The sequence below is a fragment of the Piscinibacter gummiphilus genome, assembly GCF_002116905.1.
Classification (GTDB): domain Bacteria; phylum Pseudomonadota; class Gammaproteobacteria; order Burkholderiales; family Burkholderiaceae_C; genus Rhizobacter; species Rhizobacter gummiphilus.
Genome location: NZ_CP015118.1, coordinates 3908304 through 3933911, shown reverse-complemented (window position 1 = coordinate 3933911; position 25608 = coordinate 3908304). Strand labels below are relative to the sequence as shown.

Below are 25608 nucleotides of genomic sequence, written 5' to 3'. Positions count from 1 at the left end.
GATCGGTCAGGGCAGGTCGACGATCTCGACCCAGTTCGGGTTCTTGCCCACCGCGAGCCGCGCCGGGGTGCCGAGCGCGCCGGTGGCCGGGTCGATGGGGTGCACCGACACGCTGTGCGACTCCTGGCCCGCGGCCACGAGGAAGCGGCCCGTCGAGTCGATCGCGAAGCCGCGCGGCGAGGCCTCGGTGGGCGTGTTGCCCAGCGGCTGCAGCAGGCCGGTGTCGGCCGCCACGCGGAACGTGGCGATCGTGCTCGACGTGCGTTCCGACGCGTAGAGGAACTTGCCGTCGGGCGTGAGGTGCAGGTCGGCGGCCCAGGGCTTGCCGGTGAAGCCGGTGGGCAGCGTGGTGGTGCGCTGCAGTTCCTTGAGCGTGCCCTTCGTGGCGTCCCACGCGTAGACGTAGAGCGAGGCGTCCACCTCGTTGAGCAGGTAGACGTGGCGCTGGGCCTTGTCCCAGACGAAGTGGCGGGCGCCCGATTTCGGCGCGTTCGTCACCCGGGCCGGGTCGTTCGCGGTGAGGCGGCCGGTGGCCGGGTCGAACTTCCACACCGCGACGTGGTCGCCGCCGAGGCTCGTCGACACCACGAGGCGGTTCGTCGCGTCGGCGTGGATCGCGTGGGCGTTCGGCTCCATCGGGATCAACTGCTGGATCGCACCCACCTTGCCTTGGGCGTCGATGCTGTTGACGGTGATCTTGTGGCCCGGGTACGACGCGGCGAACAGCCAGCGGCCGCTCGCGTCCACGTCGATGTTGGCCATGCTGTCGGCCAGCGGCGCCTCGCCCAGCTTCGCGAGCTTGCCGGTGGCCGGGTCGATGGACAGGCTCACCACGCGGAAGGGCTGCGAGCGCAGCGCGGCATGGAGCACGCGCTTGTCGGGGCTCACCGCCAGCGGCATCACGGTGCCGCCCACGGCCACGGTATCGACAGGCTTGAGGCGACCGGCGGTCCGGTCGAGTTCCAGCACCGAGATCTCCTGGCTGTCGGCGTTGGAGACGTAGACGAAGGTGGCTGCGGTGGCCGGCAAGGCGGCGGTGACGCAGAGGGCCGCGGCGACGCGGCGGAGGGAAAAGCGCATGACCGAAACTCCGATTTGGGGTTGTTGTAGGTTGTCGGACAACAACCGGCAGAATCTGCCGATGGCCCCGTCCGGTCAACTCGGGTGAATCCCGTGATCGTGGTTTCACGTACAGGCCATGCGGCCTGCGGGCCATTGGTCGGAGACTGTTCCGGGGTGGGGTGCCCTCCGTGTTTGCCCTAGGTGCATGTGGCGGCATGGCCGCTAACCTGCCAGGACAGATACGTTGTCGTACAACATGGGTCGATGGTCGAGCCATGAGCGACACACCCGATCCCCGGAAGGTTTCCCCATGACCCGCTTCAACTCCGGCCGCCGCGACACGCTGCGCGCGCTGGCCGCCGCCCCCGTCCTGACCTCGCTCGGCGCTTCCACGGCCTGGGCGGCCGATCCCGCGCCGTCGCTTGCCGGGTCGCCCATCAAGCTCATCGTCCCGTACACCCCGGGCGGTTCGTCGGACATCATCGCCCGCGCCATCTCGAACCCGCTGTCGGAAGCGCTCGGCACGAACGTGATCGTCGAGAACAAGGTGGGTGCGAACGGCAACATCGGTGCCGACTTCGTCGCGAAGTCGCCGGCCGACGGCCACACGCTGCTGCTGTGCGACGTGCGGGCCCTCTCGATCAGCCCGTCGCTCTACAAGCTGCCGTTCGACCTCGCCAAGAACCTGCAGGGCGTGGCGATGCTCGCGTACTCGCCGCACCTGGTCGTGGTGCACCCGTCGGTGCCGGCGAACACGCTGCCCGAACTCATCGCGCTGTCGAAGAAGAAGCCGCTGAACTTCGCCGTCACGGCGATGGGCAGCACGGCGCACCTCACGGGCAAGCTGCTCGAGGAGAAGACCGGCGGCAAGTGGGACTACGTGCCGTACAAGGGCGGCTCGCAGGCCATCAACGACACCATCGCCGGCCAGACCGACATGCTCGTCAACGGCATGCTGGCCACGCTGCCGTTCGTGCAGGCCAAGCGCCTCAAGGTGATCGCGGTGTCGAAGCCCACGCGTGTGGCGCTGCTGCCCAACGTGCCCACCATCGCCGAGACCATCCCCGGCTTCGAATCCGGCACATGGCAGGGCGTGATGGCGCCGGCCGGCATGCCGCCCGCGGTGCTGAAGCGCATCTCCGACGAACTGCTGCGCATCATCCGCCTGCCGGCCGTGCGCGAGATGCTGGTGGGACAGGGCGCCGAGGTGTCGACGATGAACGTGCCCGAGATGGCCAAGTTCATCGACAACGAGCGCAAGACCTGGGATGCGCTGGTGAAGCGCACGGGACTGAAGATCGAGTGAACGGTGCGGGCCCTCGGGAGAGGGCCCGCTTTTTCGATCAGGCCGTCTTGAGCACGATCCGCTTGATCTCGGGCACGATGAACAGGTAGGCGACGACGGTGACCAGCGCGTTCAGGCCCACGAAGAGCAGCGCGCCGTTGAACGAGCCCGTGGTCTTCAGGATGTAGCCGATGACGATGGGCGTCACGATGCCCGCGGCGTTGCCGAACATGTTGAACAGGCTGCCGGACAGGCCGATGATCTCCTTCGGCGCCGTGTCCGCCACCACCGCCCAGCCCAGCGCGCCGATGCCCTTGCCGAAGAAGGCGAGCGCCATCAGGCCCACGACCAGCCACTCGCTGTCGACGTAGTTGCAGAAGATCATCGACACCGACAGCAGCATGCCCGCCACGATCGGCGTCTTGCGCGCCACGGTCAGGCTGTGGCCGCGGCGGATCATCCAGTCGGAGATCACCCCGCCGAGCACGCCACCGAGGAAGCCGCACAGCGCCGGCAGCGAGGCCATGAAGCCCGCCTTCAGGATCGACATGTGGCGCTCCTGCACCAGGTACACCGGGAACCAGGTCAGGAAGAAGTACGTGAGCACGTTGATGGAGAACTGGCCCAGGTAGACGCCCACCATCATGCGGTCGGTGAGCAGCTGGCGCAGGTGGGCGCGCGTGTCCTGCTTGGCCTTGGCGGCCTCCCGCGCCTCCTCGCCTTCGCCCATGTGCACGAGGCCGCCGCCGTCGGCGATGTGGGCGAGTTCCGCGGCGTTGACCGACGGGTGTTTCGCCGGGCTGCGGATCACCTTCATCCAGACGGCCGCCAGCACGATGCCGAGCGCGCCCATCCACAGGTACACGTGGTGCCAGCCGAGCCAGTGCGTGAGCCCGGCCATGATCGGCGTGAAGACCACCGCGGCGAAGTACTGCGCGGAGTTGAAGATGGCCGAGGCCGTGCCGCGTTCCTTCGTGGGGAACCAGCTCGCGACCACCTTGGCGTTCGCCGGGAACGCCGGCGATTCGGCGAGGCCCACGCAGAAGCGCAGCACGAACAGCGAGACCACGGCGCTCACCATGCCGGCGTAGAGGCCCACGGTGGCCTGCAGCGCGGTGAACACCGACCACAGGCAGATGCTCGCGGCGTACACGCGGCGCGCGCCATAGCGGTCGAGCAGCCAGCCGCCCGGGATCTGCGCGGCGACGTAGGCCCAGCTGAAGGCCGAGAAGATGTAGCCCATCTGCACGGCGTCGAAACCGAACTCGCCGCGCAGCGCGGGGCCGGTGATCGACAGCGTCGCGCGGTCGGCGTAGTTGATGGTCGTGATGATGAACAGCAGCGCGAGGATGCCGTAGCGGACCTTGGTGGCCTGGCGGGCCGCGGGCACGGCGCGGGCCGTGGCCGGGCTGGCCGGATGGGTGGTGGACGTCATGGGGGCTCCGCGTGCGAAACGATCTGAAAACCGAGGACATCAGTTGTCCTACAACTGTTCCCGGATGGTCGGCGCGGAGCCTGGCAGCGTCAAGCCAAGAACCCTAGGGTTTCCACCTAAGGCAATGCTTCTTTACAGAGGTAAACAATCCGTCGGCGACGGCCCGCAAGGCGTCGGCGAGGAGTGCGTAGTCCAGGTTGTGTTGTCGGACAACTTGGTGGTTCCACGGATGCGAGCCGCAGTCGCATCCGCTCCGCACTCAGGCCGCCAGACGGAACCGGCCCACCAGCGTCGACAGGCTCGAGGCCTGCACCTTGAGGCTCTCCGCGGCGGCCGCGGACTCCTCGACCAAGGCCGCGTTCTGCTGGGTCATCTGGTCGAGCTGGGCGACGGCGCCGTTGACCTGGCCGATGCCGTCGCTCTGCTCGGCCGCCGCCGTCGTGATCTCGCCCATGATGTCGGTCACGCGGCGCACCGACGCGACGATCTCGGACATCGTGGCGCCGGCATCGCTCACGAGGCGCGAGCCGCATTCCACCTTCTCGACCGAGTCGCCGATCAGCGTCTTGATCTCGCGGGCAGCCTGGGCGCTGCGTTGCGCCAGGGTGCGCACCTCGCCCGCCACCACGGCGAAGCCGCGGCCCTGTTCGCCCGCGCGGGCCGCTTCCACGGCGGCGTTCAACGCGAGGATGTTGGTCTGGAAGGCGATGCCGTCGATGGTGCCGATGATGTCGGAGATCTTGCGCGAGCTGGTCGTGATCGCCTCCATCGTGGCCACCACCTCGCCCACGACGCTGCCGCCGCGGGCAGCGACCTGCGCGGCCGTCCCGGCCAGCGTGTTCGCCTGCTCGGCGGATGCGGCGGACTGGCGCACGGTCACCGTGAGCTGCTCCATCGAGGCCGCCGTCTGCTGCAGGTTCGAGGCGGTCTGTTCGGTGCGGGCGCTCAGGTCCATGTTGCCGCTGGCGATCTCGGTGCTGGCGGTGCCGATGCTGTCGGTGGCCCCGCGCACCTGGCTCACCAGCTGGCGCAGGTTGCCGGTCATCAGTTCCAGCGAACCCATCAGGCGGGCGATCTCGTCCTTGCCGGCCGCCTGCGCGTGGGTGGTCAGGTCGCCGTTGGCGACGGCGTCGGCCACGCGCACCGCGCCGGCGATCGGGACCGTGATGGAGCGGGTCAGCATCCACGCGAACACGGCGCCGAGCAGCAGCGCCGCGGCGCCGAACACGCCCAGGTGCCACTGGCCTTCGCTGGACGCGGCGGCGATCTGGGCCGCCGTGGTGTCGATGGCCTTGCGCTGGAAGTCGAGCAGCGCCTGCATGCGCGCCATGTAGACGGCCGCGGCCGGGCGGAACTCCTCGGCGAGGACCTTCTCCGCGTCGGCGCCACGTCCCTCCCGCTTGGCCTTCGCCACCTGGTCGCGCGCGGCGATGTAGAGCTTGCGGTGGGCGTAGACGTCGTCGATCAGCGCCTTCTCTTCCGGGGTCTGCGGCATGGCCTCCAGCAGCTTGGCGATCTCGTTGCCGCGGGCCGTCGTGATCTTCACCTCGGGCGCAAAGCTCTTCTCCAGGCTTTCGTCCGGGCTCTTGGCGATGGCGGTGTAGCGCATCACGCCCACGGCGATGTTGCGGTACCACTCCTCGAACAGGCGTTCCTTCGCGAGCGGCACGGCCATCATGGCCTGGGTGTCGCGGTTGACGGCCTGGAGCCGCCACATGCCGGAGAGCACCATGACGGCGATCAGCGCCAGGATCACGGCGTAGCCGCCGCCCAGTCGAACGGCGAGGGGGTAGTGGTTCAGTTTCATCGGGGGAGGGCCGGTGACCGGCGTGTCGAAGTCCCCCAGGTCTTCGTCGCCGTTAACGGTAACTTGAGCCGATCACGTCACGAAGCGTCCGGATTCGACGAACAGGTCAACGCCCGCATCAGCAGCAGCTTGCGCTCCCGTTCGTTGCGGGCGAGCGCCGCCGCCTGGCGGAAGGCCGCGGCCGCTTCGCTGCGGCGCCCGAGCTTCGCGAGCAGGTCACCCCGCACGGCCGGCAGCAGGTGGTAGCCCTGCAGCGCGGGCTCGTCGGCGAGCGTGTCCACGCGGGCGAGACCCGCGGCCGGCCCGAAGGCCATCGATTCGGCCACGGCGCGATTGAGTTCGACGATGGGCGAGGGCGTGACCTCGGCCAGCGTGGCGTACAGCGCGGCGATGCGGGGCCAGTCCGTCGCGTCCGCGGTGCGGGCCCGCGCGTGGCAGGCGGCGATGGCGGCCTGCAGCGCGTACGGGCCCTCGGCGCCGCCGAGGGCTTCCGCCTTGTCCAGCGCGGCTAGGCCCCGGCGGATCAGCAGGGGGTCCCAGCGGGCGCGGTTCTGGTCCAGCAGCAGCACGGGCTCGCCGTCCGCGTTCACCCGGGCGGCCGCCCGCGAGGCCTGGATCTCCATCAGCGCGACGAGCCCGTGCACCTCGGGCTCGGCGGGCACCAGACCCGCGAGGATGCGGCCCAGGCGCAGCGCCTCGTCGCACAGCGCCGGCCGCATCCAGTCCTGCCCCGCGGTGGCCGAGTAACCTTCGTTGAAGACGAGGTAGATCACCTCGAGCACCGACGACAGCCGCTCCGCCAGTTCGTGCGCACGCGGTGCCTCGAACGGCACGTTCGCGTTCGACAGCGTGCGCTTGGCCCGCACGATGCGCTGCGCGATGGTGGCCTCGGGCACGAGGAACGAGCGGGCGATCTCGTCGGTGGTGAGGCCGCCCAGCATCCGCAGCGTCAGCGCCACGCGCGCCTCGGGCGACAGCACCGGGTGGCACGCGATGAACACGAGGCGCAGCAGGTCGTCGCCCACGTCGTCGTCGAGGGCGGCGTCCACGGCCTCGGCGAGGTCGGCCGCGCGCATCGCGTGGGCGGTGTCGATCTCGTGGCTGATCTCGCCCTCCTTGGCCGCATGCAGCTTTCGCCGGCGCAGCAGGTCGAGCGCGCGGTGCTTCGCGGTGGCCATCAGCCAGGCGGCGGGGTTGTCGGGCAGCCCGTCGCGGGGCCACTGCTCGAGCGCGGCGAGCAGCGCGTCCTGGGCCAGCTCCTCGGCCACGCCCACGTCGCGGGTCATCCGCGCGAGCGCGCCGATCACCTTGGCCGACTCGATGCGCCAGACGGCGTTGATGGTGCGGTGGGTGTCGGCGACCGACATCGGGCTCAGCCGACCACGGGCCGCACCTCGACCTCGGGGAGGTCCATCGCGTAGGGGTAGCGGCGCACCCAGGCCACGACCTCGCCGATCGTGTCGGCCTGCACGAGCCAGAAGCCTGCCACCAGTTCCTTGGCCTCGGTGAACGGCCCGTCCACCACCCGCGCGCGGCCCGAGCGGACACTCACCCGCACGCCGTTCGCGGAGGACCGCAGCCCGTCGGCCGCCAGCAGCAGGCCGTCGCGCACGGCCTCGTCGTTGCGCTGGCCCATGCGCTGCAGGCGTTCGGCCGGGGGCGCCCGTTCGGCCTCGGTGTCGGCATCGGCGCGGACGACCACGAGGAAGCGGGGGCGCGAGGCCTTCGCACCGGGCTCGACACCTTCGAGGCCGGCCGCGCAGCCGGTCTCCCGCAGTTCGAACGCGGTGCCCTCGGGCTGCAGCGAGAGCCACGCGACCGCGTCTTCGCGCGACGGCGCCTCGATCACCGCGATGCCGGTCAGCGCCGGGCCGTCGCGCAGGATCGAGCCGGCCTCCTCGCGCGTGCCGTCGCCGGTGAAGACGATGCGCACGGCGTCGCCCGGGGGCGCGAGGTCGGCCGCCTCATGGATGGTGACGGCGGGCGAGGGCGTCAGGGCGGGGGCCGGGCCGGCGGGGCCACCGGCGTCGGCCTGCCGCAGGATCACGAATCTCATCCGTTGCAGTCCTGGTGAAAGGGGTGGGGCTGCAAGGATAGTCCAACGCCCGCGGCCGTTTCACTTCGTCGCCGCGGTGCGGGCTTCGACCTCGGCGCGCAGGCGGCTTTCCTGCTCGCGCAGTTCGGGCGTGAGTTCGGTGCCGAAGTCCTCCATCTCGAACACCTGGCGCAGCTCCACCTCGTCGCCCGGCTCGAACGGGGCGCGCTTGAGCCATTCGATGGCCTCCTCGCGCGAGCGCACCTGCCACAGCCAGAAGCCCGCGATCAGCTCCTTCGTTTCGGCGAAGGGGCCGTCGATCACGGTGGGCGCCGCGCCGCCGAAACGCACCCGCGCGCCGCGGGACGACGGGTGCAGCCCGTCGCCGGCCAGCATCACGCCGGCCTTCACCAGTTCCTCGTTGTACGCCCCCATGCGCGTGAGCATGGCTTCGCTGGGCATCACGCCCGCTTCGGAATCCTTGTTCGCCTTGACGATGACCATGAAACGCATGTGCTTCTCCTGAGTGGGGAGGCCGCGGAAGTGCGGGCTCTGAAGGGACGTCGAAGCAGCGTGCCGCCGATCGACATCCGCATCGCGGAGAAATGAAACAAGGCGTTTCAGAATGCGATCCGGCCCCGCATCGAACCGCCCGGGCAGGGCGGCCGCTGCGGGGCCGGGAGTTGGGACGTGGTGCTCAGTGCGCGGCCGCGGGCTGCAGGCGGCCCGAGCTGCCGCTCGAACCCTGCTTGACCAGCAGCGCCACGGTGGCGATCAGCGCCGGCACCGCGACCACGGTGAAGATCTCGCCGAAGGCCAGGTGGCGCACCGACAGCTCGGCCACGAGGAAGGACCCGGCGATGCCGCCGAAGCGGCCGATGCCCAGCATCCACGAGACCCCGGTGGCGCGGCCGGCCGTCGGGTAGTACGCGGCAGCCAGCGCCGGCATCGACGACTGCGCGGTGTTCATCACGGTGCCCGCGACGAACACGGCGGCCATCAGCGTGCCCAGGTTGCCGGCCGACTGGCCGATCAGCCAGACGGTGGCGGCGGTCAGCAGGTAGCCGGCCGCGATGATCAGGTTCGCGTTGTAGCGGTCCATCAGCCAGCCGAAGAACACCGCGCCCACGCCGCCGAGCGGGAAGAGGGCGGCGATGAGCGTCGCCGTGCCGGGCTGCAGGCCGGCTTCGCGGAACAGGATCGGCATCCAGTTGATGAGCGCGTAGAAGATCACGAGGCCCATGAAGTAGGCGAGCCACAGCATCACGGTGCCGGTGACGTAGCGCTTGGACAGCACGACGCCCAGGCCGCTCTGGGGCTTGGCCTGCGAGGCCGACTCACCCATGTCGATCGACTCGATCACGCGGGCATCGGCGTGCACGCGCGACAGCACGCGCTTGATGTCGTTCGCGCCGCGGCGCTTGGCCACCAGGTAGCGCACCGACTCCGGCAGCTTCCACAGCAGCAGCGCACCCAGCAGCAGCGGGGCGATGCCGCCGAGCACCAGCACGCTGCGCCAGCCGAAGTGCGGGATCATCCAGGCGGCGAGGAACCCGCCGAACGCGGCACCGAGCGGGAAGCCGCAGAACATCGCGTTGGTGATCAGCGCGCGCTTCTTCTCGGGGCAGAACTCACTGATCAGCGTCACGGCGTTGGGCATCGCGGCGCCGAGGCCCAGGCCGGTGACGAAGCGCAGCTCGACGAGGGTCTGCAGCGAACCCGACCAGGCCGAGGCGAGGCTCGCGGCACCGAACACGAACACCGAGGCCGTCAGCACGAGGCGGCGGCCGAAGCGGTCGGCGAGCGGGCCGGAGGCCAGGGCGCCGGCGGCCAGACCGAACAGGGCGGCGCTCAGCACCGGCGCCAGCGCGGATTTCTGGATGCCCCATTCGCCGAGCAGCGAGGGCGCGATGTAGCCGATCGCGGCGGTGTCGAACCCGTCCAGCAGCACGACGATGAAACACATCGCGAAGACCAGCCACTGGAACGGGGAGAAGGGATGGTCGTCCAGGAAGGTCTGGACGTTCACGCGGTGTTGCTTGGAGCTCATCGGACGGTGCTTGAGATCGGTCAAGCCGCGAGTGTCCGGTCCGGTGTAGGGGCGATCAATACGGACGCCGGGATACGCAGAATCGGGAATCTCGATAGTGCGGTGACTTCCCAGGTAAATCGGCGATACCGCCCTGCAGGCGTCTAGGGAAAACACCTAGGTGGCGACCCAGCCCTCTTTCCACTCGTCCTGCGCCTCGTTGAAGAGCCCGGCGACGATCCGCCGCAGCCACAGCGTGCGCGGCGACTTGTTGAACTTGCGGTGCCAGTGCTGCCGCAGCTCCGTGGGGGCCGGCTGGAACGGGGCGCGCACGGCCTTCAGCCCGTGTTCCGGTCGGCCGTACACGAGGCCGATCGCGTGCGGCACGGTGGCCACGAGGTCCGAGCGGGCGATGATGGCCGGGATGCTCATGAAGTGCGGCGTGGTCAGCACCACCTTGCGCTCGATGCGCTGCTGCTTCAGGTGCTGCTCGAAGATCTCCTGGCTGCGCCCGCGCGGCCGCACCACGGCGTGTTCGAGTTCGAGGAACTGGGCGCGGGTCAGCGTGTCGCCCACGGCCATCGGGTGGTCGGCGCGCAGCAGGCACACGTCGTGGTGGCGCATCAGCAGCTGCTGCACGATGTTGGCGCGGGCGAGGTCGGGGAAGTAGCCGATCGCGAGGTCGACGCGGGCCGATTCGAGGGCGGCCTCCAGCTCCTCGTGCGGGATGTCCTCGGAGCGGATCGCGAGGCCCGGCGCCTCTGCGCGCACGGCCTCCAGCAGGCGCGGCAGGAACACCACCTCGCCGGCGTCGGACAGCGCCACCGTGATCGTGCCCGTCTGCCCGGCGGGCGAGAACTCGCCCTCGGCGAGGATGTCGTCGCGCACGGTGGCCAGCATCGACTGGATGGGGCCGAGCAGGGCGAGCGCCTTGTCGGTGGCCCGCATCTCGCCGCCCGCGCGGATGAACAGCGGGTCGTTCAGCGAGGCCCGCAGCTTCGCGAGCGCGCCGCTCAGGGTGGACTGGCTCATGCCCAGCCGTTCTGCCGCGCGGCTCACGCTGCGCTCCTCGTGGAGCGCCAGCACGATGTGCAGCAGGTTCAGGTCGAGCGGCGCGGGCCGGGGGTCGGGGGACGTCACGGCGGCTACTTGGCGAGCGCCGCCTCGTTCTCGAGCCGCGCGAGGCCGGCCACCAGGTCGGCGAAGCGTTCGCCCTGCACGACGACGTGGGCACGGATGGCCGTGACGGCCTTCTCGGCATCGCCCGCCTTCAGCGCGTCGAGGATCTCCTGGTGCTCCTCGAAGGAGCGGTTGACCCGGTTGCGCACGCGCAGCTGCAGCCGCCGGTACGGGCGCACCTTGCGCTGCAGCGCCACGGCCTGCTCGGCGAGGAAAGCGTTGTGTCCGGCCTGGTAGATGGCCTGGTGGAAGTGTTCGTTGGCGTAGAAGTAGGCGTCGGAATCGCGGCCCGCGGCGGCTTCGCGGCAGCGCTCGTGGGCGGCTTCGAGGGTGGCCAGTTCCGCGTCGGTGATGCGGCGCGCCGCGAGGCGGGCGCACATGGCCTCCAGCTCGGCCATCACCTCGAACATCTCGACGAGGCGCTGCGGGGTGACCTGCGCCACCACGGCGCCGCGGCGCGGGCGGATCTCGACGAGGCCTTCGCCGGCCAGCAGGCTCAGCGCTTCACGGATGGGGGTGCGCGAGACACCGAACCGCTTCGCGAGTTCGATCTCGTCCAGGTGGGTGCCGGGCAACAGCTTGCCCGTCGCGACTTCTTCTTCGATGGCCTCACGCAGGCTTTCGGACAGTCGGTTCATGGAGGAAGTTTAGCGATGTTTGTATGAAACGCTGCCTGGCGTGTGCGTTCGACGGATTCCTTGTGATGCAGAACATCTTGCTTGTTATACAAGATGGCTCTACATTGCATGAACCTGCAACCAACGGCCGCCGACACGATGAACGCGCCCCGCGACTGGAACACCCGCGCCACCAACCGCCGCGACCGACTGGCGCGCGTCGCCCGCGAGCTGGGCCCCGCGCTGGCGGGCAAGCAGGTGGACACCGCGAAGGCGGTCGCACTGCTCGACGCGGCGCTGGAGCCGGGCGACCGCGTGGCACTGGAAGGCAACAACCAGAAGCAGGCCGACTTCCTCGCCCGCGCGCTGGTGCAGGTGGACACGGCGCGGGTGCACGACCTGCACATGGTGCAGTCGGTGCTGTCCCTGCCGGAACACCTGGACGTGTTCGAACTGGGCATCGCCTCGCGGCTCGATTTCTCGTTCTCGGGGCCCCAGGCCGCGCGGCTCGCGAAGCTGGTGCAGGGCGGGCAGCTGCGCGTCGGCGCCATCCACACCTACCTGGAACTGTTCGGCCGCTACTTCGTCGACCTGACGCCGAAGGTGGCGCTCGTGGCCGCGCTGGCGGCGGACCGCCACGGCAACCTCTACACCGGCCCGAACACCGAGGACACGCCGGCGATCGTCGAAGCCACGGCCTTCAGCGGCGGCCTCGTGATCGCGCAGGTCAACGAGGTGGTGGACACACTGCCGCGTGTCGACATCCCCGCCGACTGGGTCGACTTCGTGGTGCCCGCGCCCACGCCGCATCTGATCGAGCCGCTGTTCACGCGCGACCCGGCCCAGATCAGCGAGATCCAGGTGCTGATGGCGATGATGGCCATCAAGGGCATCTACGCCGAGTACGGCGTGCAGCGCCTGAACCACGGCATCGGCTTCGACACCGCGGCCATCGAGCTGCTGCTGCCCACCTACGGCGAGTCGCTGGGGCTCAAGGGGAAGATCTGCTCGCACTGGGCGCTCAACCCGCACCCGGCGCTGATCCCGGCCATCGAGGCGGGCTGGGTGAAGTCCATCCATTCGTTCGGCTCCGAGCTGGGCATGGAGCGCTACATCCGCGCGCGCTCCGACCTGTTCTTCACCGGCGCCGACGGCTCGATGCGCAGCAACCGCGCGTTCTCGCAGGCCGCGGGGCACTACGCCTGCGACCTGTTCATCGGCTCGACGCTGCAGATGGACCTCGCCGGCAACAGCTCCACCGCGACGCTCGGCCGCATCGCCGGCTTCGGTGGCGCGCCGAACATGGGCGCCGACGCACGCGGCCGGCGCCACGCGAGCGAGGCCTGGCTGAAGGCCGGGCGCGAAGCCCGCACGGGCCTCGGCGGCGCGCGCGGCACGCCGCGCGGCCAGAAGCTCGTCGTGCAGATGGTGGAGACCTTCCGCGAGCACATGCAGCCCGCGTTCGTCGAGCGGCTCGACGCGTGGCAGCTCGCCGAGCAGGCCGGCATGGCGCTGCCGCCGATCATGATCTACGGCGAGGACGTGACCCACGTGCTGACCGAGGAGGGCCTCGCGAACCTGCTGCTGTGCCGCACCGACGGGGAACGCGAGCAGGCGATCCGCGGGGTGTCCGGCTACACCCCGGTGGGCCTGGCGCGCGACCACCGCATGGTCGAGAACCTGCGCGACCGCGGCGTGATCCGCCGGCCCGCCGACCTCGGCATCGACGTGCGCGACGCCACGCGCAACCTGCTCGCGGCGCGGTCCATGCGCGACCTCGTGCGTGCGTCGGGCGGGCTCTACGAGCCGCCGAGCCGTTTCCGCAACTGGTGAGGAGAGGGCGATGAGTTCCTCGGGCATCGAAACCCTGCAGTACGAATTTCCCGGACACCACGCGCCCCCGGCGTTCGCGCCGGTGCTGGTCGGCGTGGTGTCGTCGGGCAACCTGGAGGTGCTGCTGGAACCCGCACCCGGGTCCGGCCGCTGCACCTTCCGCATCGAGACGTCGGCGCGCGGCTTCGGCGCCATCTGGGAAGCCGTCGTGCGCGACTTCCACACCCGCCACGGCTTCGCGGACGCCGCGGTGTCCATCCACGACATGGGCGCCACGCCCGCGGTGGTCAGCCTGCGGCTGGACCAGGCGGCGCGCGGCATTCCCGGAGTGCAACCATGAGCACGAGTTTCGCGGAGTGTTCGGCTCGTGAGCGCATCGACGCGCTGCTCGACGCCGGGTCGTTCGAGGAGTGGTTGCCGCCCGCAGAGCGGGTGATGAGCCCGCACCTCGGCCAGCTCGGCGTGCCGTCGGCGTTCGACGACGGCGTGGCGGTGGGCCGCGGCCGGCTGGATGGCCACGCGGTCTTCATCGCGGCGCAGGAAGGCGCGTTCATGGGCGGCGGCGTGGGCGAGGTGCATGGCGCCAAGCTCACCGGCTGGCTGCGGCGTGCGCTGCGCGAGCGGCCGGAGGTGGTGCTGCTGCTCGCCGAGTCCGGCGGTGTGCGCCTGCACGAGGCCAATGCAGGATTGATCGGTGTGTCGGAGGTGATGCGTGCGGTGCTCGACGTGCGCGCCGCCGGCATCCCGGTGGTCGTGCTGATCGGCGGGGCCAACGGCTGCTTCGGTGGCATGGGCATCGTCGCGCGCTGCGCGGACCGCGTGGTGATGAGCGACGTGGCGCGGCTGTCGATGTCGGGGCCCGAGGTGATCGAGGCGTCGCATGGCGTCGAGGAGTTCGACGCGCGCGACCGGGCGCTCGTGTGGCGCACCACCGGGGGCAAGCACCGCTTCCTCACGGGGGACTGCGACGAGCTGGTCGAGGACGACGTGGCCGCGTTCCGCGCGGCGGCCGTGCGCTCGCTGTCGGGCGCATCGCGGCCGGTGACCCTCGCGTCGCTGGAAGCCGAGCACGCGCTGCTGTCCGGCCGGCTGGCCGCGGCACCATCGGACGCCGATGCGTTTTCGGTGTGGCGGGGCCTCGGCGTCGCCGACCCGCGCCGCGTGCCCGACCTCGACGTGGCGGCCGTGCACGCGGTGGCCGGGAGGACCGCATGAACTGGCGCGACCTCGCCGACACGCTGTTCGGGGCCGGCCACGGCATCACCGAGCAGGACCTGTTCCTCGACGGCACCGTGTCCTTCGAAGGCACGCCGCTCAAGGTCATCGGCACGACGGGACACGCGCCCATCGGCGTGGCCCTCGCGCTCGCGCAGGCGAGGGCGGTGCTCGACACCGTCACCGCCCACCCGGGCCGCCCGATCCTGCTGCTGATCGACACCCAGGGCCAACAACTGCGCCTGCGCGACGAACTGCTGGGCATCAACCGCGCGATGGCCCACCTCGGCTGCTGCGTCGACCTGGCGCGGCGCCAGGGCCACCGCGTGGTCGGCCTCGTGTACGACCAGGCACTGTCGGGGGGCTTCATCACGTCGGGCCTGATCGCCGACGCGTGCCACGCGCTGCCCGAGGCCGAGATCCGCGTGATGCGCCTGCCCGCGATGGCCCGGGTCACGAAGATCCCCGAGGCGCGGCTGGCCGAACTGTCGGCGGACAACCCGGTGTTCGCCCCGGGCGTCGCGAACTACGTGGCGATGGGCGGCGTGCGCAGCGTGTGGGACGGCGACCTGCGTGCCGCGCTGGCCGAGGCGCTGCGGTCGTCGCCGCAACAGGACGAGCGCGACCGCGACGGTGCGGCGCGCGGCGGGCGGCGTCTGGCCGCGGCCGTGGCCGACCGCGTGCTGGACGCCTGACCGATGCTGCGCCGTCACCAGCTGGTGTGGCTCGACGCGGAGGGTTGGGCGGCCGTGCGGTCGCAGCCGCGCGACCCCGAGGCGGCCGAATGCGTCGCGCACTGGGCCGACCAGCACCTGCCGCTGGTGGTCACCCGCCAGGGACCCGATGCCAGCCAGCTCGCGCTGGGCCTGCCCGCGCCCGCGCGGTGGCACCGGCGCCGCTTCGCGCTGTCGGTGCCACGCGACCACGTCGCCACGCTGGGCGCGTTCCCGCTCGCGCGGGAGATCGTGCCAATGCTGCCGGTCCACGCCCGCGAGCCGTGGGTGCTTTTGTGCAACACCTTGATGCGGCTGTCGGTCGTGACCCGCGTCCATGGCAGCCATGGCTGGGAGGTGATCACCGGCGAGCGCCATGTGCGGGCCGGTTCCGACATCGACCTGCACATCGCCGTGGGCAGCGTGGGGGCCGCCGACGCGGTGGTCGAGTGCCTCGAGGCCGCGGCGGCGTGGGCACCGACGATCGATGGTGAACTGCAGTTCCCGGACGGCGGCGACGTTCCCTGGCGCGAGTGGGCGCAGTGGCGGCGCGGCGAGGTGGCCGAAGTGATGGTCAAGCGGCTGCACGGCGTGGCGCTCGAACGGCCGGGGACGCCGGCGGTGCCCGCATGATCGCCGCGTCCGCCTCGGCCCAGCCGCATCACGGGCGCGCGCGGTCCATCGGCCACGCCGCCACCGCGGCGCTGCACGACGAACTCGCGCTCGAACCGAAGCCGGGCCTCGTGTCGTTCGCCAACGCCGGCAGTCACACCGACATGGACGCGGGCACCTTCATGCGCAGCCTCTTCGCGCTGCGCCACTACTTCCCGCAGATCGCGGCGGCGGGCGCGGCCGGGGCCCGGTTCCCGGTGCTGGAGGTGCTGGGGGTTGCCGCGGAGCGCCGCATGCTGCGCGCGACCGGCGGCATCAACACGCACCGGGGGGCGATCTTCCTGCTGGGCCTGCTGTGTGCGGGGCTCGGCCGCGTGACCGCGCAGGGCGGGGCGTTGTCGGCCCATCGGGTGCGCGAGGCCATCGCGGAGGACTGGGGCGGCGCGCTGCACGCGCGCCTGTCCCGCGGCGGTGATTCGAACGGCCAGCGTGCGGCCCGCCGCCATGGCTTGCGTTCCGCCGGCGACGAAGCCGCGGCGGGGTTCCCGGTGCTGTTCGACACGGCATTGCCGGCGCTGAGGACGCCGGGGCTCACGGGTCCGGCCGCCCGCCTGCAGGCCTTGTTCCACACGATGGCCGTGCTCGACGACACGACCGTCGCCCACCGCGGCGGCCTCGAGGGCCTGCGCTACGTGCAGCGCGCCGCACGCGGTTTCCTCGATGCGGGTGGTGCGGCCCGCCCCGACGGCACGGGCCATGCCCGCGCGATCCACGAGGCCTTCGTGGCGCGGCGCCTGTCGCCGGGTGGCGCGGCCGACGTGCTGGCCGCCGCCTGCCTGCTCGACCGCACCTGCGAACGGCCATGACCCTCGCGCTGCTGTTCCCGGGGCAGGGCGTGCAGCACCCGGACATGCTGCGCTGGATCGACGAGCATCCCGAGGCCGCGGGACCGCTGTCCGCGATGGCGGCGCGGCTGGGGCCCGACTGGCGCGCGCACCTGGCCGACGACACCTGGGCCACGTCCAACCGCGTCGCCCAGTGCCTGATGACCGGCACGAGCCTCGCCGCTTGGCGTGCGCTGGCGGTGCATCTGCCGTCGCCGGTGGCCGTGGCGGGCTACAGCGTCGGCGAGCTGGCCGCCTTCGGAGCCGCGGGCGTGTACGACGACGAGACGGCGTTGTCCCTGGCCGAGGCGCGGAGCCAGGCGATGGATGCGTGCGCGGCGGGGCACGAGGGCGGCTTGCTGTCCGCGAGCGGCGTGGCGCCGGCCGCGGTGGCGGCACTGTGCGAGCGCCTGGACCTCGCCGTCGCCATCGACGTCGCCCCCGACCGGGTGGTGCTCGGCGGTGCGATGGACGCGCTGGCCGACGCCACCGCCGAGTTGCGTTCGACGGGGGCTGACGTGGTGCCGCTCAAGGTGCGGGTCGTGTCGCACACGCGCTGGATGCAGGCCGCGAGCGACACCTTCGCAGCGCGGATCGCACCGATGTCGTGGCGACCTGCCGGCACGTGGGTGGTGACGAACCTCGACGGTTCCGCGCAGCGGGCCGTGACGCCGCTCAAGCGGGCGCTGGTCGGGCAGATCGCCGCGACCGTGCGCTGGCGCGAGGCCATGGAGACCCTCGCCGAACGAGGCCCCCGATGTGTGCTGGAAGTGGGGGCGGGCAGTGCGCTGTCCCGCCTGTGGCGAACCCACCGACCCGACATTCCCGTGCGGTCGGTGGACGAGTTCAACAGCGTATCGGCCGTGGTCAAGTGGGTATCGACGCAACTGGATCGTGCCTTCTGAATGAATCCGGTTCCAGAGACGGAAATCACGCTCTTCGTGGCCCTTACGACTGATTACGTGGACGCTGGTGCAAATACAACCTCCCGCGGCCGATGAGTGGAGAGAATGCGTCGCCTCGCCAGAGAGCGAGCATCCATCGCGTCATTCATCATCGAAGGGACGTCGCCACGGCGACGAGCAGCGTCATGAAGCAGTTTGTGTTGGGGTGTGTTCTCTGGGCCGGCATTTCCGGTGCCGCCTGGGCCGAGATCAAGATCGGCCAGACCGCCGGCAGGACCGGCGCCGTGGCCGCGAGCGTGGGTGAAGCCACGACGGGCGCGAAGCTCTACTTCGATGCCGTCAATGCACGCGGCGGCATCGGCGGGCAGCCCATCCAGCTCGTGTCGCTCGACGACAAGTTCGATCCGAAGCTGGCCGCCGAGAACGCGAAGCAGCTGATCGACCAGGGCGTGGTGGCGCTGTTCCTGAACCGCGGCACGCCGCACACGCAGGCCATCATGCCGCTGCTGGACCAGTACAAGGTGCCGCTCGTGGGCCCGTCCACCGGCGCGATGGTGCTGCACAACCCGGTGCACCCGTGGCTCTTCAACGTGCGCGCCACGTACCGCCGCGAGGCCGAGCGCCTCATCGCCCACCTGAGCCTGATCGGCGTGGACCGCATCGCCATCGTGCAGGTGGACGACTCGTTCGGTTCGGATGCCGTGGTGGGCGCGCTCAAGGGCCTGTCGTCCGTCAACAAGCAGCCGCTCGCGCACGAGAAGTACGACCGCGCGAAGCCCGACTTCGCACCCATCATGCCGAAGATCACCGCGGCCGACCCGCAGGCCGTGCTGTTCATCGGCTCCGGCCAGGCCATCGTCGACGGCATGAAGGCGCTGCGCGCCACCGGCTCGCGGGCGCAGATGGTCACCCTGTCGAACAACGCGTCGTCCGGCTTCATCAAGGACCTGGGCGACGTCGCCCACGGCGTGGTCGTGAGCCAGGTGTTCCCGTACGAACGCTCCATCGCATCGCCGCTCGTGAAGGAAGCGATCGAACTCGCGAAGGCCGCCAAGGTGGACCTGACGCCGAGCATGCTCGAAGGCTACGTGTCCGCGAAGGTGCTGGTCGAAGGCCTGCGCCGCGCGAGCCCGCAGCCCACGCGCGACAAGCTCCGCAAGGCGCTCGAGACGTTCAGCCGCTACGACCTCGGTGGCATCGAGGTGAGCTTCAGCCCGAGCGACCACTCGGGGCTCGACTACGCCGACCTGTCGATCGTGGGGCCGGACGGGCGGTTCCGGCGCTGAGGCATTGCCGTCGCGTCCCGGAGTTCCACGACCGGGCGCTCACTGCGGAACCAGGCCCGAGGCTTTCACCAGTTCGGCGTGCAGGGCGATTTCTTGCGCGATGATCTGCTGGAACTGCTCGGGAGTGGTCGGTGCCACGTCCATGCCGGATGCCAGGAGCTGGTTCTTCACGTCCTCGTTCTGCAGGATGGCGTGCACTTGCCGGTTGAGCTGTTCGATGATGGGACGCGGCGTGCGCGCGGGCGCCAGCAGTCCGATCCAGGTCTGCATGACCATGTTCGGAATGCCGGCCTCGCGCATGGTGGGCACGTCGGCGATCAGGGGAGAACGCTTCTCGCTCATCAGCGCCAGCGCGCTGAGCTTGCCCGCCCGGATGTGCGGCAGGGCTTCGGGCAGCGGTGCGAACAGCAGGTCCACGTTGCCGCCCAGCAGGTCATTGATGGCCAGTGCGCCGCCCTTGTAGGGGATGTGGGTCATGTGCACCTGGGCCCGGCTCTCGAACATCAGCGCGGCCAGGTGCTGCGGGCTGCCATCACCGGACGTGGCGTAGTTCAAGGCGCCGGGGTTGGCCCTGGCGGCGGCGAGCACGGCCGCGGCGGTCGCGAATTTCTGCTTGTCCTTCACCACCAGCACCATGGCCTGGTTGGCCAGCTTGGTGATGGGAGCGAAGTCGGCCTGCGGGTCGTAGGGCATCTCCTTGAAGATGGCCTTGTTGGTGGTCAGGAACGAGGCCGGGGAGGCCATCAGCATGTAGCCGTCCGGCGGGGCCTTGGCCACCACCGGCAGGCCGATGCGGCCGGAGGCGCCGGCGCGGTTGTCCACCACGAAGGGCTGGCCGGTGACGGCCGCCAGCTTCTGTCCCACCAGCCGGGCGATCATGTCCACGCCACCCCCGGCGGGCAGTGCCACCATGACCGTGACGAGCCGATTGGGGTAGGCGCCCTGGGCGCTGGCGGGCCCCGCCGCGGTCAACAGGCCGAGTGCACAGGCCAGGAGCGAAAGTCTGCGTCGATGGTTCATGGTGGCGATTCCAGGGTGGAGGGCTGAACGGGAACGGATGTGGACGGTTCGGTCGGCTCCGAAATCAGGCGATCCAGCCGCATCCGCGTGATGGCGGCGATCTCGTCGAGCGCATGGTTCAGCTCGGTGCCACGGTCGTTTTCCAGGCGTCGAAGGAACGCGTGAAGGGCCGAGGCTCGCGTGTGGCGGCGAATGCAGAGAATGAATGGAAAGCCGAAGCGCGTGCGGTAGGCGCGGTTGAGCTCGTCCCACCGACTTGCCTCCTGCAGGTCCAGGTGACCCAGGTCCAGCGTGCTCTGCTCGTCCACGGAGGAGGCGGTCATGGTGCCTCGGCGGGCGGCCTCGCCGGCGAGATCCGGGTGGCCCGCATACAGCGCGACGCGCTCGGCCTCGTCCAGCGCGGCCACCGCGGTCACCATCGCGCGGTGCAAGGCCTCGATGCTCGTGAACGGGCGCTGGTGGACCACCTTGCGAGCCACCCAGGGCGCGTGCTCCCAGATGTCGGCCAGCGCCGCGCAGAAGACCTCGGGCTCGCAGGTGTCGAGGTGTTGGAGGCTGAATCGTTCCGTCATGGAGACGCATCGTAGGCAGCGTATCCATTGCCGTCCATTTCAGCTTTGGCAATCTTGCGTGCGCAAAATCAGTATGCTTTGGCTTCCACTCGCCCCGAAGAGGCATCATGCGCCACTCACTCGTCCCCGCAGGGCTGCGCTACGCCGACCAGGTCGCCCGCTCGGGCTCCATCCAGAAGGCCGCGCGGGAATTGCATGTGGCGGCCTCGGCCATCAACCGGCAGATCCTGCAGCTGGAGGATGAACTGGGTGTTCCGCTGTTCGAGCGGCTGCCGCGTGGCATGCGCTTGACGCCTTCGGGCGACGCCATCATCACGCTGGCGCGCCGCTGGCGGCAGGACGAGCGCCAGGTCGTGGCCGAGCTGCGGCGCATCCAGGGCATACACCAGGGGCATGTGTCGCTGGTGGCCATGGACAGCCACGCGACCAGCTTCCTTCCCGCCTTGGTGGCCGACCTCAATGCGCAGCATCCCCAGATCAGCCTGTCCATCGAGCTGGCCACGCCCGACGACGCCGAAACCGCGCTGCTGAACGGCCGTGCGGACCTGGGGGCCATCTTCAACCTGGCGCCCCGGCGCGAGCTGTTCGCACTTTGGAAAAGCGAACTGCCACTGGGTTGTGTGGTGGCATCCGGCCACCCCCTCGCCCGCCAGCAGACGGTGAGTTTCCAGGAGGCCACCGTTCACCCCATCGCACTGCAGAGCAGGGCACTGACCATCCGGCGGTACCTGGAAGCCCAGTACAGCTGGCTGTTCAAGGACTCGCGCAGCTACATCGAGACCAACTCGCTGCAACTGGTCAAGCAGTTGGCACTGGGCGGCCGGCATGTGGTGTTCACGTCCGAGCTGGATGTGGCGTCCGAGCTGGCGAGCGGCCGCCTGGTCTTCGTGCCCGTACGGGACCGTGGCGCCGAGCCGCAGGGCATCAGTGTGGCGGTGGACGCGGCACGGCCTCCCGGACCGATCGTGAAGCTGGTGGCCGAACGACTGATCGTGGCGCTGGAGGCCAGCCTGGTGGCAGCGCGTTCACCGGCTGTCGGTGGCGGGGGTGGGGCCGACTCCTAGCGAGTGGAAAAGACTGCTGCCGCTGCGTGTGGTGCCTCGGGTGCGACTGAGAGGACGCGTCAGGCAAGACCCGAGACGGTCTTTCGCGGGGCGAACGGCACCGCCGCCGCGCGAGCCCGCAGTCCACCGCGACAAGCTGCGCGAGGCGCTCGAGACATTCAGCCCCGGCGACCACTCGGGGCACGCCTACGCCGACCTGTCGATCGTCGGGCATCACTTCAACCCCGCCACGATCGCCAGGATGCACATCATCGCGAACACGAAACGCCACCACCCGGTCTTGCGCGTGACCAGCGAGAAGACCAGCCACGCGATGCCCAGCGTGAACACGATTGCGCTCTTCGCGCCGGAGGCCAACTGGACGACGAGGAAGAACTGGATCGCCAGCGACCACCAGCGGATGGGGGGCTGGGCCGTGGTCGGCGTGTCGTCCGCATCTTCGCCGTGAGCCACGTCCTCGGTCGCTGACATTCGCTCGACCTCGGCTTCCGCATCGGCCCGCCGCGCCGCGCGTTCCGCGTTGAGGCGCTCCTGCCGCGCGGCCTTCACCTGGCCCGCGGTCAGTGCGAGCGTGGGCGCCGCCGGTTCGGCCGGCTGCCACCAGGTGCCGCTCGCGAGCGTGGGCGCCTCGCCCTTCGCGGCCTGGCGGCGGAAGCGCGACGGGAAGGGTGACACCGCGGCCGCCGAGCCCGGCAAGGCCAGCGCGCGCGGCAGCAGGGCGGCGCCCTGGCGTGCATCCACCATCTGCACGAAGCGCGCGTACCCCACCAGCGTGTCCCGCGTGGCCGGCTGCCCCTGCCACGTGGCGGCCTCCAGGCCCTTGCGCTGCGCGGTGTGCAGCGCCGCGCGCAAGCGGCGGCGTTCGGTGCGGGACACCGACGGCTTCTCGTTGACGACGATGCCCGTCACCTCCTGCCGCGACGAGGCGCGCATCACGCGTTGCTTGTCGGGGTGGGGGGTGAACCCTTCGTCGCGCAGCACGTGGTGCACCCGGCGCAGCAACTGGCCCACCTGTGTGGTGCCTTCGGGCGCAGCCGAGAACGTGAGGTCGTCCGCATAGCGCGTGTACGTGAAGCCGAGCTTCGCGGCGAGACCCTTCAGCCGGCGGTCGAGCCGGCGGCACAGGATGTTCGTGAGCATCGGGCTCGTGGGGGCGCCCTGCGGCAGCACGCGGTCGCGACCCTTGCCGCCCACGAAGAAGCGCTCGCCGTCCACCTCGAGTTCGTCGGCCGCGTTCTCGCTGCACAGCAGCGCGAGCGTCGTGGCGACGTGTTCGCCGTACCCGAGCGCGCGGAACACGCCCTTGATGCGCGGGTAGGTGACGCTCGGGAAGAAGTCCTTCAGGTCGAGGTTGATCACGACGGCCTTGCCGGTGTGCGGCGCCGCGTTCGAGACGATGCTGCGGCCCGGCACGAAGCCGTGCGCCGCCCCGTGCAGCGGCACCTTCGCGAGCACGTTGTCGAGCACCCAGTACTGCGCGCGCTTGAGCCGCGGCATGGGAGCCGAGATCGTGCGTTCGCCCCCGGTCTTCTTCGGCAGCGTGAAGCGGCGGTAGTGGGTGGTACGCGCCACCTCGCGGTGGAAGCAGAGGAACTTGAGTTCGGGCAGGGCGATGCCCATGGCCTGCGCCAGTGCGAGCGGCGAGGCGAGGGGCGGCAGGCCGGGCGCGAGCGCGCGGCCTTCGGCGGCCGGTGCCTGCAGGCCGGCGGACACCCCGGCGCCGAGGTAGCCCGCATCGGTCTTGCGCGCTTCGTGCCAGCGCTGCGCGCGTTCGAAGCGCCGCTGTTCGCGCGCCTGCGCGGTGGCCTCGCGGCGTTCGCGGGCCTGGGCCATGCGCTCCTTGCGCATCGCCAGCAGCGCGGCCTCGGGGTCGCCCTTCACGCGCAGTTCGGCGTGCAGTCCGTCGAGGGCCTTCGTGAGTTCGACCTCGCGTTCGATCAGCGCGGCTTCGAGTGTCGGGGTGCCGCTGCCGGCGGGCCAGAAGCCCAGCCGCTGCATCTCGGCGAGGACGACGGCGTCCTTGCTGGAGGCCTGGATGCGGGCGAGGAGTTCCGCGCGGGTGGGCACACGTTCGCTCATGCGAGTGCCTCCGCGGCGGAGGAGAAGGTGAGTGCGGCGCGCTTCTCGTCGAAGAGCCTGGAAGGCTCCCGGGACGGGGGACGTCCACTCGACGCCGCACGACACATGGTGCGCCAATGCGCTCCCGGGGAGCCACATCGGCATTGCGCACCATGTGTCAGTGCGGCACAGTGAAGACGGCGCCCGTGGCGCATGGAACGGCAGTGGGCAAGGACGGCGAAACACCGTCCGGGTTGCAAGAGCCAGCGCACCGCACTCGCGGGCAGTTTAACCGCGGCCAGCGTCATGCGGCCTCCCGTTGCGTGATCGTTTGTGTGAGTTTCGGTTGCGCGAGCTGCCGCAGCGCCAGCAGGTGGGCGCACGGGCCGCGCCGCAGCTTGTTCTGGCTGAAGAAGTTGCAGCCGCAGTGGCCGTCCTGCAGCTGCTGGTCGGCGTTCAGCACGAGGCGCGGCTCCAGCGTGCGGCTGCGGTCCTTCACGGTGCCGGTGACCACGACGCCGCTGCCCTGCGGCACGATGTCCTCGAGCTTCGCGGCCTTCGTGTGCACGAGCGCCAGCGCGGCTTCCTCCTCGGGGCTGGCGAAGCGCAGGGTGTCGAGCGGCAGCGGTTCGCGCGAGAGTTCGCGCCACGCGTGCCGGCCCGACGGCAGGTCCATCACCGCGCGGCCGGCCTGCACCCACAGCTGCAGCGCCGCGTCCACGTCGGCCTTGGGCAAGCCGGTGCGTGTGGCGAGGTCGGCGGACGAGGCCATCCACGACGCCTGCAGCGCGGTGGCCACCGCCTGCTTCGTGGTGTCGCTCACCTCGTGCCGCGGCTGCAGCAGGTCGAAGCGGCCGGCGGCGGACCAGTCGTTCGCGGTCCAGCCCGACAGGCCCAGCGTCACCGTGACGTCGCCCATCTCGACGACCCAGAAGCTCGGTTGCCCCGAGCCCAGCAGGTGAACGCGCACGCGGGTGGCGAGCGCGATCAGCCGTTCGAGCGTGAGCAGGCGCCGGCGGCCCCAGACGCGCACGGTGCGGGGGTCGGTGAGCGGCGCGCCCACGATGGCGCTGCGGCGTGCGACGAGTTCGAGGTTCCACGGTTCGAGCACGAGGCGCGCGGGCTGGTTCGGCGCCAGCTCGAAGCGCAGCGAACGAGGGCCCGCGCGTTCCTTGCGGCCGCGCAGCGCGCTGCACAGGTTGTGCAGGTCCATCGGGTGCAGCTCCACCACGGTGGCCGGGAGTGTCATCGCGCTGGACACCTGCAGGAAGCCGCGCACCCAGCTGTCGGGCAGGTCGATCTTTTCCTCGACGAAGGCCGGGTCGTCGCCGGTCTTCACGGTGAAACCCGCGGGGTCCACCTGGAACGACGTGGCCTTGTAGTCGCGGATCTTCTGGAACTCGTCGTACAGGCTCGCGGAGTAGTCGATGTTCGTGGTGCCGCAGGCCATCTCGCCGCTGCGTTCGAACAAGTCGTGGCGCACGCTCACGGCGCAGTAGGTCGATTCGTCCTGGCTGAAGGCCTCGAACAGCAGGCGCTCGGGGTGCACGGTGATGACCGGGTCCAGCACGAACCACGCGTCGCGGTTGGCCTGGTACAGCCACGAGAAGTAGGCCTGGCGTGCCTTGTAGAACGGGGCCAGCAGCGAGACCTTGCGGTTGCGCAGCTCCTTCAGCTCGGCTGACAGCGTGGCCGCCTGGGACTTCAGGTCACGCGCCTGCTGCATGAACTGTGCGAGCAGGCCCTGTTCGTTCTCGGCGAGCCACTGCTTGTAGGCCGTGGCGTCGCGGACGCGGTAGCGCAGGTCGCTCACCACCACCGAGTGCAGCGCGGAGAGCGCCTCGCGGAAGACGAGGTGCGCGTGCGCGTCGCGCCGCAGCTCGCCGCGGAACGACACGGGCGGGCGCAGCGTGTCCGGCGCGAAGCTGAAGGCCTGCGAGGCGGCGGTGTCGTCGACCGTGGTGCTGCCGTAGTACTTGTAGCGGAATTGCATGGCG

23 protein-coding genes are annotated in these 25608 nt (G+C 70.5%); 10 read left to right on the top strand and 13 right to left on the bottom strand.

Translation table 11 applies throughout. From position 1 onward, the window contains the following. Positions 1–6: 6 nt before the first annotated feature. The gene (locus tag A4W93_RS17705; protein WP_085751863.1) at positions 7–1080 is read right to left on the bottom strand and encodes a lactonase family protein; all 1074 of its coding nucleotides are present in this window, start codon (positions 1078–1080) and stop codon (positions 7–9) included. Positions 1081–1372: 292 nt separating this feature from the next. Between A4W93_RS17705 and A4W93_RS17700 the strand changes: the two genes are divergently transcribed. Further along, the gene (locus A4W93_RS17700) at positions 1373–2368 is read left to right on the top strand and encodes a Bug family tripartite tricarboxylate transporter substrate binding protein (RefSeq protein WP_085751862.1); all 996 of its coding nucleotides are present in this window, start codon (positions 1373–1375) and stop codon (positions 2366–2368) included. 37 nt (positions 2369–2405) lie between these two features. On the opposite strand, the gene A4W93_RS17695 is transcribed toward A4W93_RS17700, so the two are convergent. The 8 genes from A4W93_RS17695 to A4W93_RS17660 form a co-directional block, all read right to left on the bottom strand. Further along, positions 2406–3782: an MFS transporter gene (locus A4W93_RS17695; RefSeq protein ID WP_085751861.1), complete on the bottom strand. Its 1377-nt coding sequence runs from the start codon at positions 3780–3782 to the stop codon at positions 2406–2408. Between the two features lie 259 nt (positions 3783–4041). Further along, positions 4042–5589, bottom strand: coding sequence for a methyl-accepting chemotaxis protein (locus tag A4W93_RS30710; RefSeq protein WP_085751860.1), 1548 nt, complete (start codon positions 5587–5589; stop codon positions 4042–4044). Between the two features lie 77 nt (positions 5590–5666). After that, entirely contained in the window at positions 5667–6956 is a 1290-nt protein-coding gene (locus tag A4W93_RS17685) for an RNA polymerase sigma factor (protein WP_085751859.1), read from the bottom strand. A 5-nt stretch (positions 6957–6961) separates the two neighbouring features. Continuing rightward, the gene (locus tag A4W93_RS17680; protein ID WP_085751858.1) at positions 6962–7645 is read right to left on the bottom strand and encodes a YciI family protein; all 684 of its coding nucleotides are present in this window, start codon (positions 7643–7645) and stop codon (positions 6962–6964) included. A 60-nt stretch (positions 7646–7705) separates the two neighbouring features. Further along, complete coding sequence (locus tag A4W93_RS17675) at positions 7706–8137, bottom strand: YciI family protein (RefSeq protein ID WP_085751857.1); 432 nt, start codon at positions 8135–8137, stop codon at positions 7706–7708. Between the two features lie 184 nt (positions 8138–8321). Beyond that, positions 8322–9674 (bottom strand): MFS transporter, encoded by a 1353-nt coding sequence (locus A4W93_RS17670; RefSeq protein ID WP_085751856.1) that lies wholly within the window; start codon positions 9672–9674, stop codon positions 8322–8324. Between the two features lie 156 nt (positions 9675–9830). Beyond that, positions 9831–10793 carry a LysR family transcriptional regulator gene (locus A4W93_RS17665; RefSeq protein ID WP_237357564.1) on the bottom strand — a complete coding sequence of 321 codons (963 nt, stop codon included), beginning with the start codon at positions 10791–10793 and terminating at the stop codon, positions 9831–9833. 5 nt (positions 10794–10798) lie between these two features. Then, positions 10799–11470, bottom strand: coding sequence for a GntR family transcriptional regulator (locus A4W93_RS17660; protein WP_085751855.1), 672 nt, complete (start codon positions 11468–11470; stop codon positions 10799–10801). Positions 11471–11608: 138 nt separating this feature from the next. On the opposite strand from A4W93_RS17660, the gene mdcA reads away from it, so the two are divergent. From mdcA to A4W93_RS17620, 8 genes are all read left to right on the top strand, one after another. Then, entirely contained in the window at positions 11609–13282 is a 1674-nt protein-coding gene (mdcA, locus tag A4W93_RS17655; RefSeq protein WP_085754218.1) for a malonate decarboxylase subunit alpha, read from the top strand. 10 nt (positions 13283–13292) lie between these two features. Continuing rightward, positions 13293–13622 (top strand): malonate decarboxylase acyl carrier protein, encoded by a 330-nt coding sequence (mdcC, locus tag A4W93_RS17650; protein WP_085751854.1) that lies wholly within the window; start codon positions 13293–13295, stop codon positions 13620–13622. Next, positions 13619–14497 carry a biotin-independent malonate decarboxylase subunit beta gene (locus tag A4W93_RS17645; protein WP_085751853.1) on the top strand — a complete coding sequence of 293 codons (879 nt, stop codon included), beginning with the start codon at positions 13619–13621 and terminating at the stop codon, positions 14495–14497. Before mdcC ends, A4W93_RS17645 begins: the two co-directional genes overlap by 4 nt. After that, entirely contained in the window at positions 14494–15192 is a 699-nt protein-coding gene (locus A4W93_RS17640) for a biotin-independent malonate decarboxylase subunit gamma (RefSeq protein ID WP_085751852.1), read from the top strand. Before A4W93_RS17645 ends, A4W93_RS17640 begins: the two co-directional genes overlap by 4 nt. 3 nt (positions 15193–15195) lie before the next feature. Next, positions 15196–15843, top strand: a complete 648-nt coding sequence (gene mdcG, locus A4W93_RS17635) for a malonate decarboxylase holo-[acyl-carrier-protein] synthase (RefSeq protein ID WP_085751851.1) — start codon at positions 15196–15198, stop codon at positions 15841–15843. Then, positions 15840–16688 (top strand): triphosphoribosyl-dephospho-CoA synthase MdcB, encoded by an 849-nt coding sequence (gene mdcB / locus A4W93_RS17630; protein WP_085751850.1) that lies wholly within the window; start codon positions 15840–15842, stop codon positions 16686–16688. Before mdcG ends, mdcB begins: the two co-directional genes overlap by 4 nt. Further along, positions 16685–17611, top strand: a complete 927-nt coding sequence (locus tag A4W93_RS17625; RefSeq protein WP_085751849.1) for an ACP S-malonyltransferase — start codon at positions 16685–16687, stop codon at positions 17609–17611. Before mdcB ends, A4W93_RS17625 begins: the two co-directional genes overlap by 4 nt. 185 nt (positions 17612–17796) lie before the next feature. Beyond that, complete coding sequence (locus tag A4W93_RS17620) at positions 17797–18897, top strand: ABC transporter substrate-binding protein (RefSeq protein WP_085751848.1); 1101 nt, start codon at positions 17797–17799, stop codon at positions 18895–18897. 39 nt (positions 18898–18936) lie between these two features. Here the strand turns inward: A4W93_RS17620 and A4W93_RS17615 are convergent, their stop codons facing one another. Together A4W93_RS17615 and uraD are read right to left on the bottom strand one after the other, a co-directional pair. After that, positions 18937–19917: a Bug family tripartite tricarboxylate transporter substrate binding protein gene (locus A4W93_RS17615; RefSeq protein WP_085751847.1), complete on the bottom strand. Its 981-nt coding sequence runs from the start codon at positions 19915–19917 to the stop codon at positions 18937–18939. Then, a complete protein-coding gene (gene uraD, locus A4W93_RS17610; RefSeq protein WP_085751846.1) occupies positions 19914–20489 on the bottom strand; it encodes a 2-oxo-4-hydroxy-4-carboxy-5-ureidoimidazoline decarboxylase in 576 nt (191 codons plus the stop codon). The genes A4W93_RS17615 and uraD overlap by 4 nt, the downstream gene beginning before the upstream one ends. A gap of 107 nt (positions 20490–20596) precedes the next feature. Between uraD and A4W93_RS17605 the strand changes: the two genes are divergently transcribed. Beyond that, on the top strand, positions 20597–21553 hold the full coding sequence (locus tag A4W93_RS17605) for a LysR family transcriptional regulator (protein WP_085751845.1): 957 nt from the start codon (positions 20597–20599) through the stop codon (positions 21551–21553). A gap of 213 nt (positions 21554–21766) precedes the next feature. Here the strand turns inward: A4W93_RS17605 and A4W93_RS17600 are convergent, their stop codons facing one another. Next, on the bottom strand, positions 21767–23632 hold the full coding sequence (locus A4W93_RS17600; RefSeq protein WP_085751844.1) for a reverse transcriptase family protein: 1866 nt from the start codon (positions 23630–23632) through the stop codon (positions 21767–21769). A 283-nt stretch (positions 23633–23915) separates the two neighbouring features. Then, the gene (locus tag A4W93_RS17595; RefSeq protein ID WP_085754217.1) at positions 23916–25604 is read right to left on the bottom strand and encodes a hypothetical protein; all 1689 of its coding nucleotides are present in this window, start codon (positions 25602–25604) and stop codon (positions 23916–23918) included. Positions 25605–25608: the final 4 nt, after the last annotated feature.

What these genes read in the sequence shown, in the direction of transcription:
- A4W93_RS17705 (WP_085751863.1), bottom strand. Translation starts at nt 1,080, where the DNA reads ATGCGCTTTTCCCTCCGCCGCGTCGCCGCGGCCCTCTGCGTCACCGCC.
- A4W93_RS17700 (WP_085751862.1), top strand. Translation starts at nt 1,373, where the DNA reads ATGACCCGCTTCAACTCCGGCCGCCGCGACACGCTGCGCGCGCTGGCC.
- A4W93_RS17695 (WP_085751861.1), bottom strand. Translation starts at nt 3,782, where the DNA reads ATGACGTCCACCACCCATCCGGCCAGCCCGGCCACGGCCCGCGCCGTG.
- A4W93_RS30710 (WP_085751860.1), bottom strand. Translation starts at nt 5,589, where the DNA reads ATGAAACTGAACCACTACCCCCTCGCCGTTCGACTGGGCGGCGGCTAC.
- A4W93_RS17685 (WP_085751859.1), bottom strand. Translation starts at nt 6,956, where the DNA reads ATGTCGGTCGCCGACACCCACCGCACCATCAACGCCGTCTGGCGCATC.
- A4W93_RS17680 (WP_085751858.1), bottom strand. Translation starts at nt 7,645, where the DNA reads ATGAGATTCGTGATCCTGCGGCAGGCCGACGCCGGTGGCCCCGCCGGC.
- A4W93_RS17675 (WP_085751857.1), bottom strand. Translation starts at nt 8,137, where the DNA reads ATGCGTTTCATGGTCATCGTCAAGGCGAACAAGGATTCCGAAGCGGGC.
- A4W93_RS17670 (WP_085751856.1), bottom strand. Translation starts at nt 9,674, where the DNA reads ATGAGCTCCAAGCAACACCGCGTGAACGTCCAGACCTTCCTGGACGAC.
- A4W93_RS17660 (WP_085751855.1), bottom strand. Translation starts at nt 11,470, where the DNA reads ATGAACCGACTGTCCGAAAGCCTGCGTGAGGCCATCGAAGAAGAAGTC.
- mdcA (WP_085754218.1), top strand. Translation starts at nt 11,609, where the DNA reads ATGAACGCGCCCCGCGACTGGAACACCCGCGCCACCAACCGCCGCGAC.
- mdcC (WP_085751854.1), top strand. Translation starts at nt 13,293, where the DNA reads ATGAGTTCCTCGGGCATCGAAACCCTGCAGTACGAATTTCCCGGACAC.
- A4W93_RS17645 (WP_085751853.1), top strand. Translation starts at nt 13,619, where the DNA reads ATGAGCACGAGTTTCGCGGAGTGTTCGGCTCGTGAGCGCATCGACGCG.
- A4W93_RS17640 (WP_085751852.1), top strand. Translation starts at nt 14,494, where the DNA reads ATGAACTGGCGCGACCTCGCCGACACGCTGTTCGGGGCCGGCCACGGC.
- mdcG (WP_085751851.1), top strand. Translation starts at nt 15,196, where the DNA reads ATGCTGCGCCGTCACCAGCTGGTGTGGCTCGACGCGGAGGGTTGGGCG.
- mdcB (WP_085751850.1), top strand. Translation starts at nt 15,840, where the DNA reads ATGATCGCCGCGTCCGCCTCGGCCCAGCCGCATCACGGGCGCGCGCGG.
- A4W93_RS17625 (WP_085751849.1), top strand. Translation starts at nt 16,685, where the DNA reads ATGACCCTCGCGCTGCTGTTCCCGGGGCAGGGCGTGCAGCACCCGGAC.
- A4W93_RS17620 (WP_085751848.1), top strand. Translation starts at nt 17,797, where the DNA reads ATGAAGCAGTTTGTGTTGGGGTGTGTTCTCTGGGCCGGCATTTCCGGT.
- A4W93_RS17615 (WP_085751847.1), bottom strand. Translation starts at nt 19,917, where the DNA reads ATGAACCATCGACGCAGACTTTCGCTCCTGGCCTGTGCACTCGGCCTG.
- uraD (WP_085751846.1), bottom strand. Translation starts at nt 20,489, where the DNA reads ATGACGGAACGATTCAGCCTCCAACACCTCGACACCTGCGAGCCCGAG.
- A4W93_RS17605 (WP_085751845.1), top strand. Translation starts at nt 20,597, where the DNA reads ATGCGCCACTCACTCGTCCCCGCAGGGCTGCGCTACGCCGACCAGGTC.
- A4W93_RS17600 (WP_085751844.1), bottom strand. Translation starts at nt 23,632, where the DNA reads ATGAGCGAACGTGTGCCCACCCGCGCGGAACTCCTCGCCCGCATCCAG.
- A4W93_RS17595 (WP_085754217.1), bottom strand. Translation starts at nt 25,604, where the DNA reads ATGCAATTCCGCTACAAGTACTACGGCAGCACCACGGTCGACGACACC.